This window comes from Amycolatopsis sp. FBCC-B4732 (assembly GCF_023008405.1).
In the GTDB taxonomy this organism is placed as follows: Bacteria; Actinomycetota; Actinomycetes; order Mycobacteriales; family Pseudonocardiaceae; genus Amycolatopsis; species Amycolatopsis pretoriensis_A.
In genome coordinates this window covers 3,955,440-3,976,782 of the sequence record NZ_CP095376.1, presented here as the reverse complement: position 1 = coordinate 3,976,782, position 21,343 = coordinate 3,955,440, and the positions used below count along the sequence as shown (strand labels likewise).

Genomic DNA, 21,343 nt, shown 5'->3' with positions numbered 1-21,343 from the left:
ACGGAACACCAGTCCGGCTGGAGCCGTGTCGTGCCTTTCGCCGCGAGGCGACCCCCGTACCGGCCTCGAACTCCCGCTTCCGCTCGCAGGTTCCCCCCAGCCTTCGCCGAGCGGAAGCGGGACTTTCTTTTGTCCTAAGTGGACTCGCCCCCGCCCCCGCCCCCGCCGGTCCGCGCCCGCGGCCGGATGTCATGAACGACCCTTTCACTACGTCCGGCGTGGTGAAAGGGTCGTTTATGACGTCGGTTGGCGTCCGGGAGTAGGCCGTCCTCAGTGGTGCGCGCTCGTCGCCGGGGTGGGCTTCGGTTCGAGCGGCGAATCAGGCAGGTGCCTGCGGAGGTCTCGAATGACTCATTCCAGACCGCGGGGCACCGCCGGAGCCGGTTCGCGTCCGCCGCCGAATGTCATGAACGACCCTTTCACTACGTCCGGCGCGGTGAAAGGGTCGTTCATGATGTCGGTTGGCGTCCGGGAGTAGGCCGTCCTCAGTGGTGCGCGCTGGCGGCCGGGGTGGGCTTCGGTTCGAGCGGCGAATCAGGCAGGTGCTTGCGGAGGTCTCGAATGACTCATTCCAGACGGCGCGGCACCCGCCGAAGCCAGTCCGCGTCCGCCGCCGGATGTCATGAACGACCCTTTCACCGCGTCCGGCGTGGTGAAAGGGTCGTTCATGACGTCGGTTGGCGTCCGGGAGTAGGCCGTCCTCAGTGGTGCGCGCTGGCGGCCGGGGTGGGCTTCGGTTCGAGCGGCGAATCAGGCAGGTGTCTGCGGAGGTCTCGAATGACTCATTCCAGACCGCGGGGCACCGCCGGAGCCGGTTCGCGTCCGCCGCCGAATGCCGTGAACGACCCTTTCACCACGCCTGGCGTGGTGAAAGGGTCGTTCATGACGTCAGCCGGCGTCCGGAGCCGGCCCACGAAACCTCAGTGGTGCGCGCTCGCCGCCGGAGTCGCACCCGGCGTCGAACGGCGGATCAGCCAGGTTCCCGCGAAGGCGACCAGCCCGACGCACCCCGCCACCACGAACGCCGCGTGCAAACCGGATGCGTCCGGGCTGCCCGCCGTCTTGTCGTCGCTGCCCAGCGTCGCCACGCTGACGAACACCGCGGTGCCCAGCGCGCCCGCCACCTGCTGCAGCGTCGAAAGGATCGCGCTGCCGTGGGAATACAGGTTTTCGGGTAGTACGCCGAGCGATTCGGTGAACAGCGGCGTCATCATCAGGCCGAGCCCGGCCATCAGCAGCACGTGGATGCCGATCACCGCGATCAGCGGCGAGGTCGGGCCCAGGATCGTGAACAGCCACAGCGACACCGCCATCGCCCCGGCGCCCGGGATGACCAGCGGGCGCGGGCCGACCTTGTCGTACAGCGCGCCGACCGGGCGGCCGAGCAGGCCCAGCACCAGGCCGCCGGGCAGGACCGCCAGGCCGCTGACGAACGTCGTCGTGTGCAGCACCGTCTGCAGGTAGAGCGGCAGCATGATCGCCGCCGCACCGATCAGGCAGACGAACAGCAGCGCGGTCAGCACCAGCGAGACGACGAAGCTGCGGTGCGTGAACGGCCGCAGGTCGAGCAGCGCCCGGTCGCGGCGTTGCAGCCGCAGCTGGCGCCAGGTGAACACGACCAGCGAGACGACGCCGACGACGATCGGCACCCAGGCCGGCACCAGCGGCTCGACCCCGGCCTGTTCGCCACCGGCGGACAGCCCGTACAGCACGCCGCCGAAGCCGATCGCCGACAGCAGCACCGACGGCACGTCCAGCGGCACGCGGCGGCGTTCGCTGTCCAGCTTCAGCTGCAGCGCCCCCGCCACCAGCGCGGCGATCGACAGCGGCAGCACGATCCAGAACATCCAGCGCCAGCCCAGCGACGACAGCACCGCGCCACCGATGGTCGGGCCGATCGCGGGCGCGACCGCGATGACGATCGTGATGGTGCCCATCGTCGCGCCGCGGCGCTCCGGCGGCACGAGCCGCATCACCGACGTCATCAGCAGCGGCAGCATCACCGCCGTGCCGCACGCCTGCACCACGCGCCCGGCCATCAGCATCGCGAAGCCGGACGCGAGCGCGCACAGCAGCGTGCCGAGGCTGAACGCGGAAAGCGAGAAGAGGAAGACCTGCCGCGGCGAAAAGCGCTCCAGCAGGAACCCGGTCGTGGGGATGACGACGGCCATCGTCAGCAGGAACCCGCTGGTCAGCCACTGCACCGTCGTCGTCGGGACACGGAGGTCGACGGTCAGGTCGCGCAGGGCGACACTCAGGATCGTCTCGTTGAGGATCATCACGAACGCGGACAGCACGAGGACCCCGATGAGGAGCCCCGCCCGCGCCGGAGCGCGGTTCAGGTCGGCGGGTGGACGGGAATCGGTGTCGGTCATCGGGGTGGGTGCTCTCCTGGGTCGGCCGGGCCGGCGGAACGTCTTGCCTTCGAGGCCGGCGACGGTCGGGTGCGAAGGCGGGCTGTCCAGTGCAGTCTGCCCGTTTCGGCACCCCCGTGTCACGGCGATTTGCGCAGTGCAGCGGGTCACACCGCACGATGGAGGAGGCCCCCGCGAAGGCACTCGAGGGCATCCGATATGCTTCCGTCAGTACCAAGTTCCGCCAGCGCGCGATTAGCTCAGCGGGAGAGCGCTTCCCTGACACGGAAGAGGTCACTGGTTCAATCCCAGTATCGCGCACCACGAGTCCGTCCCCCGGAACTCGTGGAAGTTGGTACCACCGGGCGATTAGCTCAGGGGGAGAGCGCTTCGTTCACACCGAAGAGGTCACTGGTTCGATCCCAGTATCGCCCACTCGAAAGCGGGAGCCCCTGTTCGCGGAATGCGCGAACGGGGGCTTTCTCGTTCTGTGTCCTGTGGGGGCCGGGCCCCCACGCCCCCGCCGGGGGCGAGCCCCCCGGACCCCCGTGTGGTCGAGTTGGCGAGGTCACCGGCGAGGTTGGTGCGGGTGTCCACTTCGGACGGTCACAACAGCTTGCGCTGCAGCACGTCCGCGAGCACCGTCTCGACCACCTGCACCAGTTCGCGCTCGTCGGACAGTACTTCCCGGCGGCCCGCGGACAGCAGGTGACCGCCGCCGATCAACGACAGCGACAGCGAATCCACGTCGGCGTCCGCCGCGACGCGGCCCAGTTCGCGCTCGCCGGTCAGGTAGTCCGCGAGCATCGTGCGCGCCTCCGCCAGGATCGGCAGGCCGTGACCCGGACGGCGTAACCGCGCCCGCAGCTCGTCGCGGAAGAAGACCAGGCTGACGAGCGCCACCGAAACCGGGTCGAACAGTTCCGTCAGCGCGGCCGTGACGTTTTCCGCGACCGTCCGCGTCCCCGCGGCGGCGCGCAGCAGCACCGCCTGGTCCCGGAGCCGGGCGATGCGTTCGCGCACCAGCTCCGCCAGGAAGTCGTCGAAATCGGCGAAGTAGCGGTGCAGCACCCCTTTGGCGACATCGGCCTCGGCCGTCACCGCGCGGCTGGTCAGCGCGTTCGCGCCGGCGCGCAGCAGCACCCGTTCGGCGGCGGCGAACAGCTGCTGTCGGACGTCGCGCAGGTGGACCCCGGTCGGCATGACCCCATTCTCCGGTACGCCGCCGGCGAACGCTCGTGGCGCGAGTGGGCGGTCGCCCATTAGAGTGGGCGCATGCCCACTCAACCCCATCGCGAACGCCGGATGGCCGAGTCCTTCGGGACCGACGCCGAACGCTACGACCGCGCCCGCCCGCCCTACCCCGAAGAACTCGTGACGGCGGTCCGTGCCGCCGGTCCGGGGCCGGACCTCCTCGACGTCGGCTGCGGCACCGGCATCGAGGCCCGGCAGTTCACCGCCGCCGGGTGCCGGGTGCTCGGCGTCGACCCCGACGCCCGGATGGCCGCCTTCGCCAGCGACAAGGGGACCGACGTCGAAGTCGCGACCTTCGAGGACTGGGACCCGGCCGGCCGCACCTTCGACGCCGTCGTCGCGGGACAGGCCTGGCACTGGGTCGACCCGGTCGCCGGCCCGGCCAAGGCGGCGCGCGTGCTGCGCCCCGGCGGGCTGCTCGCCGCGTTCGCCCACGTCTTCCAGCCGCCCGCCGCGGTCGCGGACGCGCTTGCCGAGGCGTACCGGCGGGTGCTGCCCGACGCGCCGTTCGCGGGGGAGTCGCGCAGCGCCGCGCAGCTGTACGAAGTCATGTTCACCGGGTTCGCCGACGGCATCCGCGCCTCGGGTGCGTTCGTTGCTCCCGAGCTTCGGCGGTTCACCTGGGAAAAGCGCTACACGCGCGAGGAATGGCTCGACTTCCTGCCGACGACCGGTGGCCTGACGCGGCTGGAGCCGGTCGCGCTCGCGGAGGTGCTGGGCATCGTCGGCGCGGCCATCGACCGCCCCTTCGTGCTGCCGTACACGACGCTGGCGGTCTTCGCGGCGAAGCCTTGACAAAAAAAGTTGTCGGTGAGAACTTGGTCGAGAGCACGACGACCCGCCACCGACCCACGGAGTCCCCATGTCCTTCCAGGCCTACCTCGACAACGCCGAGAAGCAGACCGGCATCACCCCGCGCGCCTTCCTCGGCCTGGCGGCGGGCAAGAACCTCACGAAGCACGCCGAAGTCGTCGCCTGGCTGAAGGCGGACCACGGCCTGGGCCACGGCCACGCGACGGCGATCGCCCGGCTCGTCACCAAGGGGCCGGAGTTCGTGGCCGCGCACCACACCGACGGCGTGCTCCACCTCGACGGCTTGGCCGCCCGGGCGTGATCCCCGGGCGGCCGCCGCCGTTCACCCGATCGGGCCGAGGTAGGTGCCGCCGGAGACGTCGAGGGTGCGGCCGGTGACCCAGCGGCCGTCCGGCCCGGTCAGGAACCCGACCACGCCGGCGACGTCTTCGGGCTCGCCGATCCGGCCGAGCGCGGTCATCGCGGTGAGACCGGCCGCCGCCTCCGGGATCGCCAGCAGCGGCTCGGTCAGGTCGGTCCGGATCGGCCCGGGCGCGACCGTGTTGACCGTGATCCCGCGGCGGCCGAGCTCGTTCGCCAGCGTCGGGGCGAGCGCCTCGACGGCGGCTTTCGTGACGGTGTAGGCGATCTGGCTCCGCACCGCGATCCGCGACGCCATCGAGCCGACGGTGACGACCCGCCCGCCGTCGTTGAGCAGCGGCAGCAGCCGCCGGATCAGCAGCATCGGCGTCTTGACGTTGACCGCGAGGAGCCGGTCCAGCTCCGCCTCGGTCAGCTCCCCGAGCGTGCTGTGCGAGCCGATGCCGGCGTTGTTCACCAGGATGTCCAGCCCGCCGAACGCCTCGGCGACCGCGTCCGCCAGCCGGTCCACGGCGCCGTCCTCGCCGAACCGGGCGAACACGGGGAAGGCGCGGCCGCCGGCCTCCTCGATCAGCGCGACGGTCTCCTCGGCCGCGGCCTCGTTGCCGCCGTGGTGCACGGCGACGACGGCCCCGTCCGCGGCCAGCCGCCGGGCGATCGCGCGGCCGATCCCGCGCGAAGCCCCGGTCACCAAAGCGTTCTTCGTCATGTCCGGCTCCTCCGGTCGGTCCGGGCCGTGGGTGACCCGGTGCTGACCGGAAGGTTCGCGCCCGCCGCTGACCGGACGCGCACCACGCGCGAACCGGACGGCGGGCGGCCGGTCAGCGGCTCACCGCGGCGGCGGGTTCGGGGCTCGCCGGGGCCGTGGCGGCGGGGGAGCGCTTGGGCAGGAACGCGGCGACGGCCAGCGCGATCAGCGCCGCGGCCGAGCCCATCGCCAGCACCAGCCGGAACCCGTTCTGCGACGGCAGGCTCACCGGCCCGAAATCGATCGTCAGCCGCGCGAGCACCAGCCCGGCCGTCGCGCTCGACACCGACGTCCCGATCGAGCGCATCAGCGTGTTGAGGCTGTTCGCCGCCGCGGTCTCCGAAACCGGCACCGCGCCCATCACCAGCGCCGGCATGGCGCCGTAGGCCAGCCCGATGCCCGCGCCGATGGTGCTCGACACGACCACGAGCTGCCAGGTCGCGCTCATCAGCCCGATGCCCAGCGCGTACCCGGCCGCGACGACCACGGCGCCGAGCATCAGCGTCGTCTTCGGGCCGCGCGTGCGGGAAATGCGCGCCGACACCGGAGCCAGCGCCATCATCACCAGCCCCGACGGCGCCATCACCAGGCCCACCACCAGCATCGACTTGCCGAGCCCGTACCCGGTCGCCGCGGGCAGCTGCAGCAGCTGGGGCAGGACCAGGGACATCGCGAACATCGCGAAGCCGAACACCGCCGAGGCGATGTTGGTCAGCAGCACCTGGCGCCGCGCGGTCGTGCGCAGATCGACCAGCGGCTGCGCGGTCCGCAGCTCCCAGCGGCCCCACAGCAGCAGGACGACGACCGCGACCGCGAGCAGGCCCAGCGTCGCCGGGCTGCCCCAGCCCCAGTCGGCGCCCTTCGAAATCGCCAGCAGCAGGGAGATGAGCGCGATCGAGAGCCCGGCCGCGCCCGGCACGTCGAAGCGGCCGCCGGTGCGGACCGGGGACTCCGGCACCAGCGCGACGACCAGGCCGACCACCACGAGACCGAGTCCGGCCGACGTCCAGAACAGCACGTGCCAGTCGGCGTTTTCGGCCAGCAGTGCCGCGGCGGGCAGGCCGAGCGCGCCGCCGACGCCGAGCGACGCGCTCATCAGCGCCGTGGCGGAGCCGAGCCGCTCGGCGGGCAGTTCGTCGCGCATGATGCTGATCCCGAGCGGGACCACGCCGGCCGCGAGGCCCTGCAGCGCCCGCCCGGCGACCATCGGCGCGAGGCTGTCGGACAGCGCGCCGATCGTGGAGCCGGCCACGAGCGCGCCGAGGCTGAGCAGCAGCATCCGCCGCTTGCCGTACATGTCGCCGAGCCTGCCGACCGTCGGCGTGGCCACCGCGCCCGCGAGCAGCGTGGCGGTGATCGCCCAGGTGGCGTCGGCGGCGGACGCGTGCAGCAGCCCGGGCAGCGCCGGGATCAGCGGGATGACCAGCGTCTGCATCAGCGAGACGACGATGCCCGCGAAGGCGAGGATCCCGACGACGAGGTTCGCGCGTGACGGCGCCTCGGCGACAGGGGTGGATGGGTCGGGCACGGGTCCTCCGTCGGGATGTCCGAATTAAATCAGTCGCTTGACTTAGCGTAGCAGTCTTCGGTTGACTGATCACGAACTGACGGCGACCGCGGAGGAACGATGACGAGCACCGCCGAAATCCCCGGGTTCCCGATGACCCGCGCCCCGGGCTGCCCCTTCGACCCGCCGCCGGCGGCCCGGGAGCTGCAGGCGGAAGCGCCGCTCGCGCGCGTCCGGCTGTGGGACGGCAGCACGCCGTGGCTGGTGACCCGTTACGCCGACCAGCGCGCGCTGCTGGCGGATCCCCGCGTCAGCGCCGACGTCACGCGGCCCGGCTACCCGAGCCCGGCGCCGCTGCCGAAGGGCGGCACCGGCATCAGCTTCATCCTGATGGACAACCCCGAGCACGCGCGGCTGCGCAAGATGGTGACCGCGCCGTTCACGATCCGCCGCACCGCCGCCATGCGCCCGGCGGTGCAGAAGATCGTCGACGACCGGATCGACGCCCTGCTGGCCGGGCCGAAGCCGGTCGACCTCGTCGAGGCGTTCGCGCTGCCGGTGCCGTCACTGGTGATCTGCGAGCTGCTCGGCGTCCCCTACGCCGACCACGACTTCTTCCAGGACAACAGCAAGGTCATCATCCGGCGCGACGCCGAGCCGGAGGAGCGCGCGGCCGGGCACCAGGCGCTGGTGGGCTACCTCGACCGGCTGATGGGGGAGAAGCTCGAACGGCCCGCCGACGACCTGCTCTCCGGGCTCGCGGGCCGCGTGCACGCCGGCGAGCTGTCCCGCGTCGAAGCGGCGCAGATGGGCGTGCTGCTGCTGATCGCCGGCCACGAGACGACGGCGAACATGATCGCGCTCGGCACGCTCGCTCTGCTGGAGCACCCGGACCAGCTGGCGCTGCTGCGCGAGAGCGAGGACCCGGCGCTGGTGGCGTCGGCGGTCGAAGAACTGTTGCGGTACCTGAACATCACGCACAACGGCCGCCGCCGCGTCGCGCTCGAGGACATCGAGATCGCCGGGGTGACCGTCCGCGCGGGCGAGGGCCTGATCATGGCCAACGACATCGCCAACCGCGACCCGGCGGTGTTCCCGGACGGCGATCGCCTCGACCTGAGCCGCGACTCGCACCGGCACGTCGCGTTCGGCTTCGGCGTGCACCAGTGCCTCGGCCAGCCGCTGGCCCGGCTCGAGCTCCAGGTCGTCTACCGCACGCTCTACCGGCGGATCCCGACGCTCGCGCTGGCGACCGGCGTCGAGCGGATCCCGTTCAAGCACGACGGATCCGTGTACGGCGTGTACGAGCTGCCGGTCACCTGGTGAAGCGCGTCAGACGCTCCGCAGCACCGACACGACCACGCCCAGGATCGCCGCCCGGTCGCCGTCGATGACGTCGTAGGCGGGGTTGCGGGGCTCGAGGAAGACGTGCCCGTTGCGGCGGCGGTAGACCTTGACCGTCGCCTCCTCGTCGATCATCGCGGCGACGATCTGCCCCGAGTGGGCCTCGTTCTGCTGCTTGACCACGACGATGTCGCCGTCGCAGATGGCGGCGTCGATCATCGAGTCGCCCCGGACGCGCAGGCCGAAGACGGTGCCCCGCCCGGTGAGGTCGCGCGGCAGCTTGAGGACGTCGTCGACGTGCTCGACCGCGGAGATCGGCGTACCGGCGGCGATGTCGCCGACGACGGGCACGGGGACCGAGTCGCTGTCCTCGCGCGCTTCGCCGCCCTGCAGGAACGCGCGCACGTCCATCGGGCGTGACACGCCGGCGCCGCGGCGCAGGAAACCCTTGTCCTCCAGGCTCGCCAGGTGCTTCGACACCGACGACGTCGAGAGCAGGCCGACGGCCTCGCCGATTTCGCGGGTGCTGGGGGAGTAGCCGTACCGGACCACCCAGTCCCGGATCGCCACGAGGATCTTCTGCTGCCGTTCCGGCAGGGCCGAGGCGTCGAGGTGCTCGAAGGTGTCGTCGTAGGTGGTCACGGGCGTGATCCTAGAGGTTCGCGTCCCTCCGTCACCGACCGGTCCGCCCCGGCGAGTCCCGCTGACCGGAACAACGGGTGACAGTTGGCGCCTTACCAACATTAACCGGGACTTTGTCATCTGTTGACCCACACGTCGAATCGACGTATGGTCTAGACCACAATTTTCCTTCGCTCGTAACCCTTCCCGGCGCGGGCGGGTTCCCCACGGGACCCGGACCGCGACTTCGCCGTACCCGGCGGCCGGGAGGCGAGCCTGTCCCCGAGGGAGCTGGTATGAACCGCAAACTGACCGCGGCTGCGGCGGGAGCACTCCTGGCGCCGGTCCTGGTGGTGGTGAGCCCCGCCGGCATCGCGAGCGCGCACGGCTACGTGAACTCCCCGGCCAGCCGGCAGGCGCAGTGCGCCCAGGGCACGGTGTCGTGCGGCGAAATCAAGTACGAGCCCCAGAGCGTGGAGGGCCCGAAGGGCCTGCGGTCCTGCAACGGCGGCAACGCGCAGTTCGCCGAGCTCAACGACAACAGCAAGGGCTGGCGCGCGTCCCCGGTCGGCACGACGGCGACGTTCACGTGGACGTTCACCGCCCGCCACCGCACGACGAACTACGAGTACTACATCGGCGGCCAGAAGGTCGCGGACATCAGCGGCAACAACCAGCAGCCGCCGGCAACCCTTTCGCACCAGGTGAACCTGTCCGGCCACACCGGACGCCAGACGGTGCTGGCGGTGTGGAACATCGCGGACACGTCGAACGCGTTCTACTCCTGCATCGACCTGCAGGTGGGCTGACCACCACCCGTCCGGGAGCGCGCGGCTCCCGGGCGGGTGGTTTTCCACAGGCGGCCGCTCGCGCGCTCAGGCGGTCGTTCGGCGGGACTGGGCGCCGGTAGACGTCCTTGACGCCGCACTGCTCGTGAGCGACCACCCGCGGGCCGTCGTCATCGCGGCCGACGTGGACTTCGATCGCCGGTTCCTGAGCGTCAGTTCTTTCCCGCGGTCCGGTACTCCAGGATCCCGTCGACCCCGCGCAGGAAGGTCTCGCAGATCGGGGCCGGGTCGGTCAGGCAGCCGGCCGCCATCGCGCCGTCGCGGAGCAGCACGAAATGGCGGGCCGCCGGCTCCGGGGCCGTCTCGCCCGTGGCCGCCAGCAACTCGGTCACCGTCTCCAGGAACCACGTGCGGTGGGTCAGGACCGCCTGGTGGACCGGGTGGGCCGGGTCGGGGTACTCCGCCGCCGCGTTGAGGAACGCGCAGCCGCGGAAGCCGGGGGAGCGGATGCCGTCCGCGATCGACGTCGCCACCGCGCGGACGATGGCCGCCGGGGGGCCGCCCGCTTCACGGGCGGCCGCCACCTGGGCGCGGATGGCCTGGTCGGCCTCGGTCAGGTAGGCGACCAGCAGGTCGTCCTTGCTGGGGAAGTGCCGGTACAGCGTGGCGCGCGTGACGCCCGCGTCGGCGATCACCCGGTCGATGCCGACCGAGTGGAGGCCCTCGGTGTAGAACAGCCGGCTCGCCGAGGAAAGCAGCCTGGCTCGGGCTTCGGACAACGGGACCTCCTGCCTCGCGGTGCTGCACTCAGATTAGCAGATAGAACGGTCGGTCTTGACGGAGGCGGCGAGCTGCTGCCATAGTCATGAGATAGAACGATCTGTCTACCTGACTTCGGGAGCTCCGCATGACCACTCGCACCGTTCCGGCCGCCGGCATCGCGCCGTCCCTGCGACGGCTCTACTTCGCCCGGTTCGCGTTCGCCCTCGTCTGGGCCGGCCTGCTGTTCGCGACGGCGTCGAGCCTCGGCCCGGTCAGCGTCGCGCTGCTGGTGCTGTACCCGCTGTTCGACGTCGTCGCCGCCGTGGTCGACGCCCGCACGTCGGGGGCGGGCCAGCCGGTGCCGGCGCTGTACGTCAACGTCGCGATCAGCCTGCTCGCCGCCGCCGGGCTGGCGTTCGCCGTCTCGTCCGGCATCCCGGGCGTCCTGCGCGTGTGGGGCAGCTGGGCGATCGTGGCCGGCGCCGTCCAGCTCGCCGTCGGCATCGCCCGTCGTGCGCTGGGCGGGCAGTGGCCGATGATCCTCAGCGGCGGGATCTCCGTCCTGGCCGGGACTTCGTTCATCCTGCAGGCCACAAAGGACGGTGCCTCGCTGACGACGCTGGCCGGCTACGCGACGCTGGGCGGCGTCTTCTTCCTCGTCTCCGCGCTGCGGCTGGGTCGCGCGCCGAAGAACTAGCGCCGCGCGGCACTGCCTGAACCCGGCGGGGCCCGGCAGGCTAGTTTGCTCGGGTGAGTCTCCTCGATGACGTCGCCGAGCGCGACGGCTGGCGCTGCTGGGTGTGCGACGAGCCGGTCGATCCCGGCATGTCGGTGAACGATCCGCGGGGGCCCAGCGTCGACAGCCGGACCGCCGACCGGAAGGCCAAGGTGCCCGAGCGGCTCGCGCACCGGGGGTGCAACACGCGCAAGGGTGCGGTCAAGGTGGTCATCGCCTGGCCGGATCGCCTGCACGTGGCCGAACCCGCGCCGCTGATCACCGTGGCCGGGCGGCTGGAACGCAAGGGGGGCCGCGAGATGGTGGCCCGGTGCCCGACCGAGCAGGACGCCCGGGAGGCGGCCGGCTGGCTGGTGGACCGGTTCTCCCGCCTGGTGCCCGGGCTGCCGGTGACCGCCGACGTCCAGCCGGGCGGCGGCCAGTACCTCGTCATCCTGGTCGCCGGCCGCCGCTGATCCTCAGCCGTAGGCCTCGAAGCGGGCGAGCTGGGCGGCCGGCCACCCCGTGTTGCCGGTGCAGGTCACGCGCAGGAAGCGGCGGGCGCCGCCGGGAACGGTGATCGTGACGCTGTTGCCCCGCGCCGGGTCGAACACGTACGCCGTCGCGGGGACGAGCGTCTCGAACGCGGTGCCGTCGCCGGAGCCGGACACGGTCAGCGTCTGCGTCCGCGTGCCCCACGCGCTCGACGGCGGGACCGCCAGCACGATCCGCGTGACCGCCACCGCCGCGCCGAGGTCGGCCTGGAGCCACTGGGGGAACGCGTTGTTCGCGCTTTCCCAGTAGCTGTCCGGGTTCCCGTCGACGGCGTTGCCCGGGCCGTAGCTCTGGGTGTGGCTGCTTTCGCTCGTGGCGCGGCCGCGGGCGAGGTCGCCCGGGCCGCCGGTGGTGAGCGTGGGCCGGGTCGGGCGGACGGCGCTGAGCGGGAGCCTGCCCTTGAGCATGCGGCCGCCGTCGGCGGTCAGCCGCAGGTAGTAGTCCGACGAGCACGCCGTCCCGTCTTCGTCCAGGGCGAGCAGGCCGGCGGGAGACATCGACGCGTTTTCGGCGGTCTTCGCGATCTGGTTGCCTTCGCCGTACTCGTCGAACATCGAGATGTAGACGCCTTGCGCGCCGGCGCGCACCACGTTGTAGAACTGGCGCCACATGAAGTCGCCGTGGGCGCGCTGCCGCCCCGAAACGTCGCCGGGCAGCACGCACGGCTGGTAGTCATGCCGTGGGCGGCGCAGTCGGCCAGGTCGGGCACGGTCAGGTTCTCGTACGCCCAGTCCGAGCCCGCCGCGTCGCCGATCGCGCCGACCATCCACGGCGAGAGCATGTCGAACGCGCGGTAGACGTCGCCGAAGCCGGGCCGCGACCCGCCGTCGCTCGTCCGCCACTCCCGCGGCACGCCGCCGATGACGTAACACCCCTGCGCCTTGAACCAGCGCACGACGTCGAGGCACGTGCTCGCGTCCCACGGGTGGTTGGCGTCGTCGTAGCCGAAACCCCAGACGCAGACGACCGGCTTCCCGTTCTGGCGCGCGTAGGCGGGTGACGCCGTGTGCGCGGACATCTTGGCGGTCCAGTCGGTTTTCAGCTCCGACTGCATGTTCGCCCAGCCGGTGGCGTCGTACATGACGTAGAACTTCCGGCCGTGCGCCTCGGCGGCGGCGCGGACTTTCGCGGCCATCGCATCGCGTGTCGCGCCTTCGCTGCTGTTGGGGTTGAAGCGCTGCAACGCGGCGGTGTCGCAGCCGTTCTGCTGCATCCAGAGGAAGTGCGTGTCGACGGTCTGCTGGTCGTAGGACGAGAAGAGCGTGGCCGGCGCGCCGTTGCCGAGGTTGCCGTACGCGGTCGGGTACGTGCGCGTGTACTCGCGCACGTCCGGCCAGGCCTTGATGACGTTGTTGCCCGGCGACGGCGGCTGTCCCCAGTTCTGGCTCCAGTGCCACCAGGCGCCGATCGGGGCGCCGTCGCCGGCGCAGGCGAACCAGCCCTGGTACCCGACGGTGATCTTGCCGACGACGTCACCGGGCGCACTGGCCGCGGCGGCCCCGGGTGCGCCGGCGAGGGACAGCGCACCCCAAGCGGCCGCGGCCGAACCGAGGAAAGTCCTGCGCGAGATCGCCATGCCAGTTCCTCTCGCCACGCTGCTCGAGTACGCCTGCCGGTGCCCGGACTGTAGGCGCGCGGACGGTAAGTGGCAAGACTGGAACTGATTTCAGAAAGTTTCGCACCAAACTGTGCAAGAAGACACTTTCACTGACTGCTGGTCGGCTGCCACGGCGTGCCGTACGAGGCGGGCGCGGCCGCGCGCTGGGCGGCGGTGAGCCGGACGATGCCGAGAACCGCGTTGACGACGAGCGCCAGGAGCAGGAACGGGACGGCGGTCAGCTGGACCACGCGGAACCCCAGCGATTCGGTGAGCAGCCGGCCGATGACCGGCCCGAGCACCAGGGCGAGCACGGCGAGCGCGCCGGTCACCCCGGCGAGAACCCCGCGCCGTTCGCGCAGCTTCCGGATCAGCGCGACCGTCGCGCCGACGGCCGCGCCGGTGCCGAGTCCCGAAAGAGCGCGGCCGGCCGCCAGGAGCCCGGAGCCGTTGGCGAAGGCGGCGCACAGGACGCCGAGGAGCAGGAAGCAGGTCGCGGGAACGGCGACGGCGATGGGGAAGCGGGCGCCGAGCAGGAGGCCGGCGACCGCCGCGAGCGCCGCCCCGGCCAGGTAGGCGACCAGCCCGATCAGGAGCAGGCTCGAGTCGGACAGGCCGAGGGCGACCTGGACCTCCGACCCGCCGTCGAACCGGTAGATCGCGGTCAGCATGAACAACCCGATCAGCGCGGGGCCGCACACCTGCCACCGGGCGGGCTCGGCGACCGGGCGGGTGACAGGCGGCGGCGTCACGTACATGCGGGGACCGTATAACGCCGAAGTCCCGCGCGTGCGGCGATGTCCGAAGCCGGACGCGCTAAAGTGGATCGCGCCGGTGCGGGGGTGGTCGACGTCGGAACGAGCCGGGCGAGCGCGGCTCTCGGCCCCGCCGGCCGGGCCGGCGACCTCGTCGCGTTGAACCGGCTGTCCACCGGTCCCGGCGCGGTCGGCGCGATCCTCGACTGGCTGGCGACGCGCACGGGCGGAACGGCGGCCCTGGTCGACGTCGACGGCAAAACCCTTGCGGCGCCGTCGAAGCACTCCGCTCCCGCGCCGACGGTCTTGGCCGCGGCCGCCACCGAGGTGGCCCGCCTGCACCGCCGCGGCACGTCGTCGGCGGTCCTCGACGGCGAACCGGACACGATCGACGTCGTCCGCGCCGGCGACGCCGCCGCGCGCGTGCCGTACCTGGTCGTCGCGAACCGGCCGGAGCGCCGGCCCGGCGTGGTGCTCGCCGACGCCGCCCGCATCCTCGGCCTGTGCTGGCGGGTGGCGGAAGCCGAACGGACCAGCGACCGCGTGGCGTCGGCGATGTCGCAGAGCCGCGAAGCCGTGCTGCACCTGCTGATGATCGGCAGCCTGGCCGCCGCGCAGCGGATCGCCGCGACCCTGGGCCCCCGGCTGCCGGGCGTGGCGCGCGTGTTCGTCGTCGAATGCCCGGCCGGGCGGCGCCACCAGATCGGCGACCAGATCGAACGCTTCGCGCGGGGACGGGCGTGGATCGTGCCCTGTCCCGTCCGGCCCCACCACCTGATCGCACTCGTGCCGCCGGAGCGGGAGCACCGCCTGGACCTGCTGATCGCCGAGGGCGTCCCGGAAGCGCGGGTCGGCGCGAGCCAGGAGGTGCCGCTGCGCGAGACCGCGCTCGGCTACGAACAGGCGTTCCACGCGCTGGCGGTGGCCCGCGGCGTACCCGGCCGGTACGCCCGGTTCGACCGGCACACCGACCTGACGCCGTTCCTCGACGGCCGCGGACCCGCGTGGGCGGCGGGGTTCCTGCGGCCGTGCCTGACCTACGTCCCGGCGCGGCGGGCCGACCCCGGCGCCGAGGAACTGCTGGCCACGTTGAACTCCTGGCTCACCTTCGACGGCGGCGCCGGCCGCCACCTCAAGATCCACCGCAACACGCTGGCCGCGCGCCTGCGCCTGCTCGGCGATCTGCTCGGCCTGGACCTCACCCGGCTCGCCGACCAGTCGGCCGCGTGGCTCGCCCTGCGCCTGCACGCCGGGGCGTCGCCGGACTCGCCGGACGGCCCGCTCGACAGCCTGCTGGCGACCCCGGCCGCCGTCGTCTGGGCCCGCTCCCGGCTGCTGCCCCTCGACGCCGGACCCCCGGCGGGCCTCGAGACGCTGCGCGCGTGGCTGCGCGCCGATGCCCGGCTGCCCGCGACCGCGTCGGCCCTCGGCATTTCGGCACCGGCCACGCGCAAGCGGCTGGCGAGGATCGAACGGGCCCTCGGCCGTTCCCTGCTGCACGCACCCAGCGCGAAGCACGAGCTGTGGCTGGCGCTGCGCGCCCTCGGCTCACTGTGAGCGGTAGTCACTGGTCACCGCGAAACCGTTGAGACCGTTCACTGTGCAGTCCGTGCCTCGCCCCGGCGGGTGGAGGCTGACTACTTTCGGAGCAGCCTGACCGGACGACCGACGGGGGAGACCATGCGGAACCGGAACGCCTGCGCGTCGATCGGCACCGCTCGGCGGGAACCGGCCGGATCTGTCCATTGAGGACGAAACCGGGCGCGACGATGATCACTCCGGATCCCGCGGCGGTCGCCGGTCGCGCATGATGACCGGACATGGTCGAGAACTTCCGCCTGCGCTCGGTCGCCGCGGCGGCGTACGGGCCCGCGGCCCTGTTCGGGCTGTCCGAAGGCGCGTTGCTGCCGGTCATCGCGCTGAGCGCCATCGAGCGCGGTGCCAGCACCCCGACGGCCGCGTTGATCGCCGCGATGCTCGGCGTCGGGTCGCTGGTCGCGAACATCCCCGCCGGGGTGCTGGCGACGCGGGTCGGTGAGCGCCGGTCGATGCTCCTGGCCGCGGCCGTGCTGGTCGCCGGGGTCCTGATCTGCCTAATCGACCTGGGCCGCGGGCCGTGGTCGCTGCTGCTCTACGGCGCCGGCGTCGTGCTGATCGGGGCGGCCGCCGCGGTCTACGGCCTGGCCCGGCAGTCGTACCTGACCGAGGTGGTGCCGCCGCACCTGCGGGCCAGGGCGTTGTCGACGCTGGGCGGGAGCATGCGGATCGGCGTGTTCCTCGGGCCGTTCGCCGGGGCCGCGGCGATGCGGTTCGCCGGCCTGCCGGGCGCGTACTACGTGAGCCTGGCCGCGATCGCCGCGGCGGCCGCGCTGGTGCTGCGGGTGCCCGACCTGCCGGTCACCGGCCGCGACCAGGCGGCCGAGGTCACCACGCGCGGGATGCTGAAACAGCGGTGGCGGGTGTACGCGACCCTGGGCACGGGAATCCTGCTGCTGTCGGCGATCCGCCAGACCCGCCAGACGGTCGTCCCGCTGTGGGCGGCCCACATCGGCCTGTCGCCGACGACCGGTTCGATCATCTACGGTATCGCCGGCGCGGTCGACGCGCTGACGTTCTACCCGGCGGGCAAGGTGATGGACCGCCGCGGCCGCCGCTGGGTGGCGGTGCCGGCGACCCTCGTGCTCGGCACGTCCTTCCTCCTGGTGCCCCTGACCGACGGCGCGGCCCTGCTGACGGTGGCGGCGATGGTGATGGGCTTCGGCAACGGGATCGGCTCGGGCATCGTGATGACCCTCGGCGCCGACGTCTCCCCGCCGGTGGGCCGCCCGACGCACCTGGGCATCTGGAACGAACTGGCCGACATCGGCACCGGCGTCGGCCCCCTGGTCCTGTCGGCGGCCACCGCACTGGCCGGCCTCGGCGCGGGTATCGCGACCAGCGGCCTGGTCGGCTTCGCGGCGGCCGCGGCGTTGTGGCGGTGGATCCCGAGACGGTCGTGACGCCGGAGCCCGGCCACCCCCGGCGAAGGGTAGGCACCGCCGGGGCTGGTTCGCCGGTGCGGCCGGGCGCCAGCCTGGGGTCATGAACGCGATTCCCGAAGAGATCACGCTGGGGGACGTCACCGTCACCCGCGTCGTCGAGTTCTCCGGCCCGGTCGGCCTGACGCCGGCGGAGTTCTTCCCGCACAGCAACGAAACGGACTGGGACGAGAACCGGTCCTGGCTGGCCCCCGGTTTCTGGGACCCCGGGACCGGCCAGGTCGTCGCGGCGGTCCAGACGTGGCTGCTGCGCAGCGAAGGCCGCACCATCCTCGTCGACACCGGCGTCGGCAACCACAAGGAGCGGCCCTACGCCGCGTTCTGGGGACACCGCGACACCCCCTTCCTCGACACGCTCGCGGCCGCCGGGGTGCGCCCGGAGGACGTCGACCTCGTGGTCAACACCCACCTGCACACCGACCACGTCGGCTGGAACACCCGGCTCGAGGACCGTGCCTGGGTGCCGACGTTCCCCCGCGCCCGCTACCTCCTGCCCCGGCGCGACTTCGAGTTCTGGAACCCGCTCAACGGGAACGAGTCCGTGTTCGGGCGGGGGAACCAGAACGTCTTCGAGGACAGCGTCGCGCCGGTGCACGAGGCCGGGCTCGTGGATTTGTGGGACGGCTCGTACCGGATCGACGGCAACCTCCGGCTCGAGCTGGCGCCCGGCCACACGCCGGGATCGTCGGTGCTGTGCCTGGAATCCGGGAGCGACCGGGCGTTGTTCGTCGGCGATCTGGTGCACACCCCGCAGCAGATCGTGGCGCCCGACGTCAACTCGTGCTTCTGCGAGGACGAGGTCCAGGCGCGCGCCACTCGGCACCAGCTGCTCGGCTCGGCGGCCGAGACCGGCGCGCTCGTGTTCCCGGCGCACCTGCCCGGGCCCGGCGGCGTGCAGGTCCGCCGGGACGGCTCCCGGTTCGCCATCACGGACTGGGCCGGCTTCGCGTGAGCGGCACCCGGCACCCGATCGCGCACCCGCCTGCGGGCGCGGTGCGGGGGACCCGTGACCGGTTCGGCGAGCGCTACCGGGCCATTCCGTACGCGGCCGCTCCCGCCGGCGGGCTCCGCTTCGCCGAACCCGTGCCGCACCCGGGCTGGTCCGGCGTCCGGGACGGCACGCGGCCGTCGCCGACCGCGCCCCAGCCGGTGCGGGACTTCGGCCGCCTCGACCTGAGCCCGTACTTCGGCCCCGGCTGGGTGCGCGGCGACGAGTACCTCACCGTGGACGTCCGCACCCCGGCCGCCGACGACGGCAAGCGGCCGGTGATGGTCTTCGTGCACGGCGGCGGGTTCGTCACCGGCTCCACGGCGGCGGCGCTCTACGACGGCCGGGCGTTCGCGCGGGACGGCGTCGTCCTGGTGACGGTCAACTACCGTCTCGGGATCCCCGGCTTCCTCGTCCTGGACGGCGCCCCGGACAACCGCGGCCTGCTGGACGTCCTCGCCGCGCTGCGGTGGGTGCGCGACGCCATCGGGTCGTTCGGGGGCGATCCCGGCAACGTCACGGTGTTCGGGCAGTCCGCGGGGGCGACGCTCACCGCGGGACTGCTGGCGGCACCGGCCGCGAAGGGGCTGTTCCGGCGGGCGATCATGCAGAGCGGCAGCGGGACGGGCGCGTTCACCCCGGAGCAGGCGCGGCGAGTCACGTCGGCCGCGGCGGCCGCGCTCGGAACCGAGCCGACGGCGGCGGCGTTCGCGGAAATCCCGGACGCCCGCTTGGTGGCGTCGATGCCCGCACTGTCCGGTGTGGACCTCCGGACCGCCACCGCGACCGACCCGCTCGCCGGGCTGAGCCCGTTCAGCCTGGTGCTGCCGGTGCAACCGGCTGACGCGCCGCTCGGCGGGGACGTCGATCTGCTCATCGGCACCACCACCGAGGAAGGGAACCTTTACCTGGTGCCGCAAGGGAAGTTCGAGAACTCCACGGACGCCGACGTACTCGCCGTCGCGGCGGCGACCCGGGCCGATCCCGGAGCGGCGGTCGCCGCGCTCCGGGCGTCCCGGCCGGACGCGAGCCCGGGCGAGCTGCGCTCGGCACTGCTCGGCGACGCGCTGTTCGGCGCGGGTTCGGCCCGGCTGATCGCGGCACGCACCGGCCGGACCCACGTGTACTCGTTCGCCCACCGCTCGACGGCGCTGGACGGGCGGCTCGGCGCGGCGCACACGGTGGAGCTGCCGTTCGTGTTCGACCTGGCCGGCGAACCGTGGCTGCACGGGGAAACCGGCCTGCTGGGCCCGGACCCGGCCCCGCCGGCCCTCGCGACGCGCATGCACGCCGCATGGGTCGGCTTCGCCACCGGCGGAGACCCGGGCTGGGCGCCCCGCACCCCGGAGCGGCCGGTGGTGGAGGTTTTCGGGGGCTGAGGGTGGGGGGTGTCGGGGCAGCGGATGGGCGCGATCAGGGTGGCTTGTGCGCTGGCCGCCGTGTCGTCTCGCAGCCCGGGTGCTCCGCCCTCGGTGCCGGCCGGGTGTGGCGGCTTCGGGGGCTAAGTGTCGTGGTCAGGGTTTCGTGACGCGCTCGTGCAGCCAGCGGGTGAGTGCGATCATGGTGGCTTTTGCGCTCGTCACCACGTCATCTCGCAGCCTGGGTGCCCCGCCCCCGGTGCAGCCCGGGCGCCCCGCCCCCGGGAGCTGAGCGTCGTGGTCAGGGTTTCGCGGCGCGCTCGTGCAGCCAGCGGCCGAGTGCGATCAGGGTGGTTTCCGCGCTGACCGCCATGTCGTCCCGGAGTGCGGCCAGCTCGCCCGCGGTCGAGCCGAGCACGGGGTCCAGGCGCAGCAGCTGCCACTCCTGGGTCACGATCGAACCAGGGCCGTCGGCGGCGATGAGCCAGCGCCAGCGGACGATGCCGTCGTCGAGGCCGCCCACGACGAACGCGAACTCGGCCGGTGCGTCGGCCGCGCGGACCTGGGAGCGGGTGTCCCATTCTCGCTCGCCGCGGCGGTTGTGGCCGCCGAACCACGCGCCCGGGACCGGGCCGGCGCCGTCGTCGTAGCGGACCCGGGACGCGGTCGGGCTCCACAGCTCGATCTTGGCGACGTCGCTGACCAGGTCGTAGACGACCGGCGGCGGGGCGGGGACCCAGGCCCGCCGGGTGAAGGCGAACGTCGCCGGGTCGAGGGCGGGAACGGTGTCGGTGGTCATGGGCGGGGTCCTCCTGGACTCGGTGAGCTTGGCGCCAGGTTGTCCCGCGCCCCGCCACGGCGGCCAGCCCGGCCGTTTCCTACCCCCGGCAGGGTCAGGCTGGGCCGCGGCCGCCCCGGGCATACTCGGGGTCATGGTCGATCAGGGGCAGCTCGCCGAATACCTGCAGGCGTGCCGGGCGCGGCTGCACCCGGCGGACGTCGGCCTGCGCACCTACGGCGAGCGGCGCCGGGTGCCCGGCCTGCGCCGCGAAGAGGTCGCGAGCCTCGCCGGGGTGAGCGCGTCGTACTACGTGCGGCTCGAGCAGGGCCAGTCGGTGAACGCGTCCGACGAGGTGGTCGACGCGATCGCCCGGGCGCTGCGGCTGGACACCGACGAGCACGAGCACCTGCGCGTCCTGGCCCGGCCGCCGAGGCGCCGCGCGGCGAAGCGGCCGCCGGTCGAGCGCGTCGACGAGGTGACCACGCAGCTGCTGGCCGGGCTGGGCGACGTGCCGGCGATCCTGCTGGGCCGCCGCACCGACGTGCTGGCCTGGAACCGGCTCGGGCACGCCTTCTTCGCCGGCCACCTCGACTTCACGGCCCCCGGGCGCCCCGCCGACCGCCCGAACATGGCCCGCCTGGTCTTCCTCGACGCGCACACCCGCGACCTCTATCCACAGTGGACGGAGAAGGCCCGCGCGGTGGTCGGCAACCTCCGCCTGACCGCGGGCCGGCACCCCGGCGACCGCCTGCTGAGCACCCTGATCGGCGAGCTGGTCACGGGCAGCGCCGGCTTCGCCTCGATGTGGGCCGACCACCGGGTCGTTTCCTGCGCCGCGACGAAGTACGCGATGCGCCACCCCCTCGTCGGCGACCTGACGGTACACCAGCAGACCCTCGCGCTCGCCCACTCACCCGAACAGACCCTCGTCGTGGTCACCGCCGAGCCGGGCTCGCCCTCCCAGGCCGCCCTGACCCTGCTGACGGCGGCGACCAGTTGAGCCTC

21 protein-coding genes and 2 tRNA genes are annotated in these 21,343 nt (G+C 72.8%); 13 read left to right on the top strand and 10 right to left on the bottom strand.

The window, feature by feature from the left end; all coding sequences use genetic code 11:
• Positions 1-920: 920 nt before the first annotated feature.
• Positions 921-2,375: a DHA2 family efflux MFS transporter permease subunit gene (locus tag MUY14_RS17175; protein ID WP_247024006.1), complete on the bottom strand. Its 1,455-nt coding sequence runs from the start codon at positions 2,373-2,375 to the stop codon at positions 921-923.
• Between the two features lie 228 nt (positions 2,376-2,603).
• Here MUY14_RS17175 and MUY14_RS17170 point away from each other — a divergent pair.
• Positions 2,604-2,678, top strand: a tRNA-Val gene (locus MUY14_RS17170).
• Positions 2,679-2,717: 39 nt separating this feature from the next.
• Positions 2,718-2,789 (top strand) — tRNA-Val (locus tag MUY14_RS17165).
• A 171-nt stretch (positions 2,790-2,960) separates the two neighbouring features.
• On the opposite strand, the gene MUY14_RS17160 is transcribed toward MUY14_RS17165, so the two are convergent.
• Positions 2,961-3,557 (bottom strand): TetR/AcrR family transcriptional regulator, encoded by a 597-nt coding sequence (locus tag MUY14_RS17160; protein ID WP_247024005.1) that lies wholly within the window; start codon positions 3,555-3,557, stop codon positions 2,961-2,963.
• 102 nt (positions 3,558-3,659) lie between these two features.
• Here MUY14_RS17160 and MUY14_RS17155 point away from each other — a divergent pair, with 102 nt between their 5' ends.
• Both MUY14_RS17155 and MUY14_RS17150 read left to right on the top strand, forming a co-directional pair.
• Positions 3,660-4,403 carry a class I SAM-dependent methyltransferase gene (locus MUY14_RS17155; RefSeq protein ID WP_247025159.1) on the top strand — a complete coding sequence of 248 codons (744 nt, stop codon included), beginning with the start codon at positions 3,660-3,662 and terminating at the stop codon, positions 4,401-4,403.
• A gap of 67 nt (positions 4,404-4,470) precedes the next feature.
• On the top strand, positions 4,471-4,722 hold the full coding sequence (locus tag MUY14_RS17150) for a DUF4287 domain-containing protein (RefSeq protein ID WP_247024004.1): 252 nt from the start codon (positions 4,471-4,473) through the stop codon (positions 4,720-4,722).
• A gap of 21 nt (positions 4,723-4,743) precedes the next feature.
• On the opposite strand, the gene MUY14_RS17145 is transcribed toward MUY14_RS17150, so the two are convergent.
• Positions 4,744-5,490, bottom strand: coding sequence for an SDR family oxidoreductase (locus tag MUY14_RS17145; protein ID WP_247024003.1), 747 nt, complete (start codon positions 5,488-5,490; stop codon positions 4,744-4,746).
• A gap of 112 nt (positions 5,491-5,602) precedes the next feature.
• A complete protein-coding gene (locus tag MUY14_RS17140) occupies positions 5,603-7,057 on the bottom strand; it encodes an MFS transporter (protein ID WP_281506309.1) in 1,455 nt (484 codons plus the stop codon).
• A 99-nt stretch (positions 7,058-7,156) separates the two neighbouring features.
• Between MUY14_RS17140 and MUY14_RS17135 the strand changes: the two genes are divergently transcribed.
• Complete coding sequence (locus tag MUY14_RS17135) at positions 7,157-8,362, top strand: cytochrome P450 (protein ID WP_247024002.1); 1,206 nt, start codon at positions 7,157-7,159, stop codon at positions 8,360-8,362.
• 6 nt (positions 8,363-8,368) lie between these two features.
• Here MUY14_RS17135 and lexA read toward each other — a convergent pair whose 3' ends face one another.
• Positions 8,369-9,022: a transcriptional repressor LexA gene (gene lexA / locus MUY14_RS17130; RefSeq protein WP_247024001.1), complete on the bottom strand. Its 654-nt coding sequence runs from the start codon at positions 9,020-9,022 to the stop codon at positions 8,369-8,371.
• A gap of 275 nt (positions 9,023-9,297) precedes the next feature.
• On the opposite strand from lexA, the gene MUY14_RS17125 reads away from it, so the two are divergent.
• Complete coding sequence (locus MUY14_RS17125) at positions 9,298-9,810, top strand: lytic polysaccharide monooxygenase auxiliary activity family 9 protein (protein ID WP_247024000.1); 513 nt, start codon at positions 9,298-9,300, stop codon at positions 9,808-9,810.
• Positions 9,811-10,001: 191 nt separating this feature from the next.
• On the opposite strand, the gene MUY14_RS17120 is transcribed toward MUY14_RS17125, so the two are convergent.
• Positions 10,002-10,568, bottom strand: a complete 567-nt coding sequence (locus tag MUY14_RS17120) for a TetR/AcrR family transcriptional regulator (protein ID WP_247023999.1) — start codon at positions 10,566-10,568, stop codon at positions 10,002-10,004.
• 128 nt (positions 10,569-10,696) lie between these two features.
• On the opposite strand from MUY14_RS17120, the gene MUY14_RS17115 reads away from it, so the two are divergent.
• Both MUY14_RS17115 and MUY14_RS17110 read left to right on the top strand, forming a co-directional pair.
• A complete protein-coding gene (locus MUY14_RS17115; RefSeq protein ID WP_247023998.1) occupies positions 10,697-11,248 on the top strand; it encodes a hypothetical protein in 552 nt (183 codons plus the stop codon).
• 53 nt (positions 11,249-11,301) lie between these two features.
• Complete coding sequence (locus MUY14_RS17110; protein ID WP_247023997.1) at positions 11,302-11,742, top strand: hypothetical protein; 441 nt, start codon at positions 11,302-11,304, stop codon at positions 11,740-11,742.
• A 3-nt stretch (positions 11,743-11,745) separates the two neighbouring features.
• Here MUY14_RS17110 and MUY14_RS17105 read toward each other — a convergent pair whose 3' ends face one another.
• The 3 genes from MUY14_RS17105 to MUY14_RS17095 form a co-directional block, all read right to left on the bottom strand.
• A complete protein-coding gene (locus tag MUY14_RS17105) occupies positions 11,746-12,318 on the bottom strand; it encodes a discoidin domain-containing protein (protein ID WP_247023996.1) in 573 nt (190 codons plus the stop codon).
• Entirely contained in the window at positions 12,246-13,397 is a 1,152-nt protein-coding gene (locus MUY14_RS17100) for a glycoside hydrolase family 71/99-like protein (protein ID WP_247023995.1), read from the bottom strand. The genes MUY14_RS17105 and MUY14_RS17100 overlap by 73 nt, the downstream gene beginning before the upstream one ends.
• Before the next feature lie 128 nt (positions 13,398-13,525).
• Complete coding sequence (locus MUY14_RS17095) at positions 13,526-14,176, bottom strand: MFS transporter (protein ID WP_247023994.1); 651 nt, start codon at positions 14,174-14,176, stop codon at positions 13,526-13,528.
• An 84-nt stretch (positions 14,177-14,260) separates the two neighbouring features.
• Here MUY14_RS17095 and MUY14_RS17090 point away from each other — a divergent pair, with 84 nt between their 5' ends.
• The 4 genes from MUY14_RS17090 to MUY14_RS17075 all read left to right on the top strand — a co-directional run bounded on the left by MUY14_RS17090 (position 14,261) and on the right by MUY14_RS17075 (position 19,578).
• Positions 14,261-15,730, top strand: coding sequence for a helix-turn-helix domain-containing protein (locus MUY14_RS17090; protein ID WP_247023993.1), 1,470 nt, complete (start codon positions 14,261-14,263; stop codon positions 15,728-15,730).
• 263 nt (positions 15,731-15,993) lie between these two features.
• Positions 15,994-17,172 carry an MFS transporter gene (locus tag MUY14_RS17085; protein WP_247023992.1) on the top strand — a complete coding sequence of 393 codons (1,179 nt, stop codon included), beginning with the start codon at positions 15,994-15,996 and terminating at the stop codon, positions 17,170-17,172.
• 82 nt (positions 17,173-17,254) lie between these two features.
• Positions 17,255-18,163: an MBL fold metallo-hydrolase gene (locus tag MUY14_RS17080; RefSeq protein ID WP_247023991.1), complete on the top strand. Its 909-nt coding sequence runs from the start codon at positions 17,255-17,257 to the stop codon at positions 18,161-18,163.
• Entirely contained in the window at positions 18,160-19,578 is a 1,419-nt protein-coding gene (locus MUY14_RS17075) for a carboxylesterase/lipase family protein (protein ID WP_247023990.1), read from the top strand. The genes MUY14_RS17080 and MUY14_RS17075 overlap by 4 nt, the downstream gene beginning before the upstream one ends.
• Positions 19,579-19,858: 280 nt before the next feature.
• On the opposite strand, the gene MUY14_RS17070 is transcribed toward MUY14_RS17075, so the two are convergent.
• Positions 19,859-20,356, bottom strand: coding sequence for an SRPBCC family protein (locus MUY14_RS17070; RefSeq protein WP_247023989.1), 498 nt, complete (start codon positions 20,354-20,356; stop codon positions 19,859-19,861).
• Between the two features lie 133 nt (positions 20,357-20,489).
• On the opposite strand from MUY14_RS17070, the gene MUY14_RS17065 reads away from it, so the two are divergent.
• Positions 20,490-21,338, top strand: coding sequence for a helix-turn-helix domain-containing protein (locus tag MUY14_RS17065; RefSeq protein WP_247023988.1), 849 nt, complete (start codon positions 20,490-20,492; stop codon positions 21,336-21,338).
• Positions 21,339-21,343: the final 5 nt, after the last annotated feature.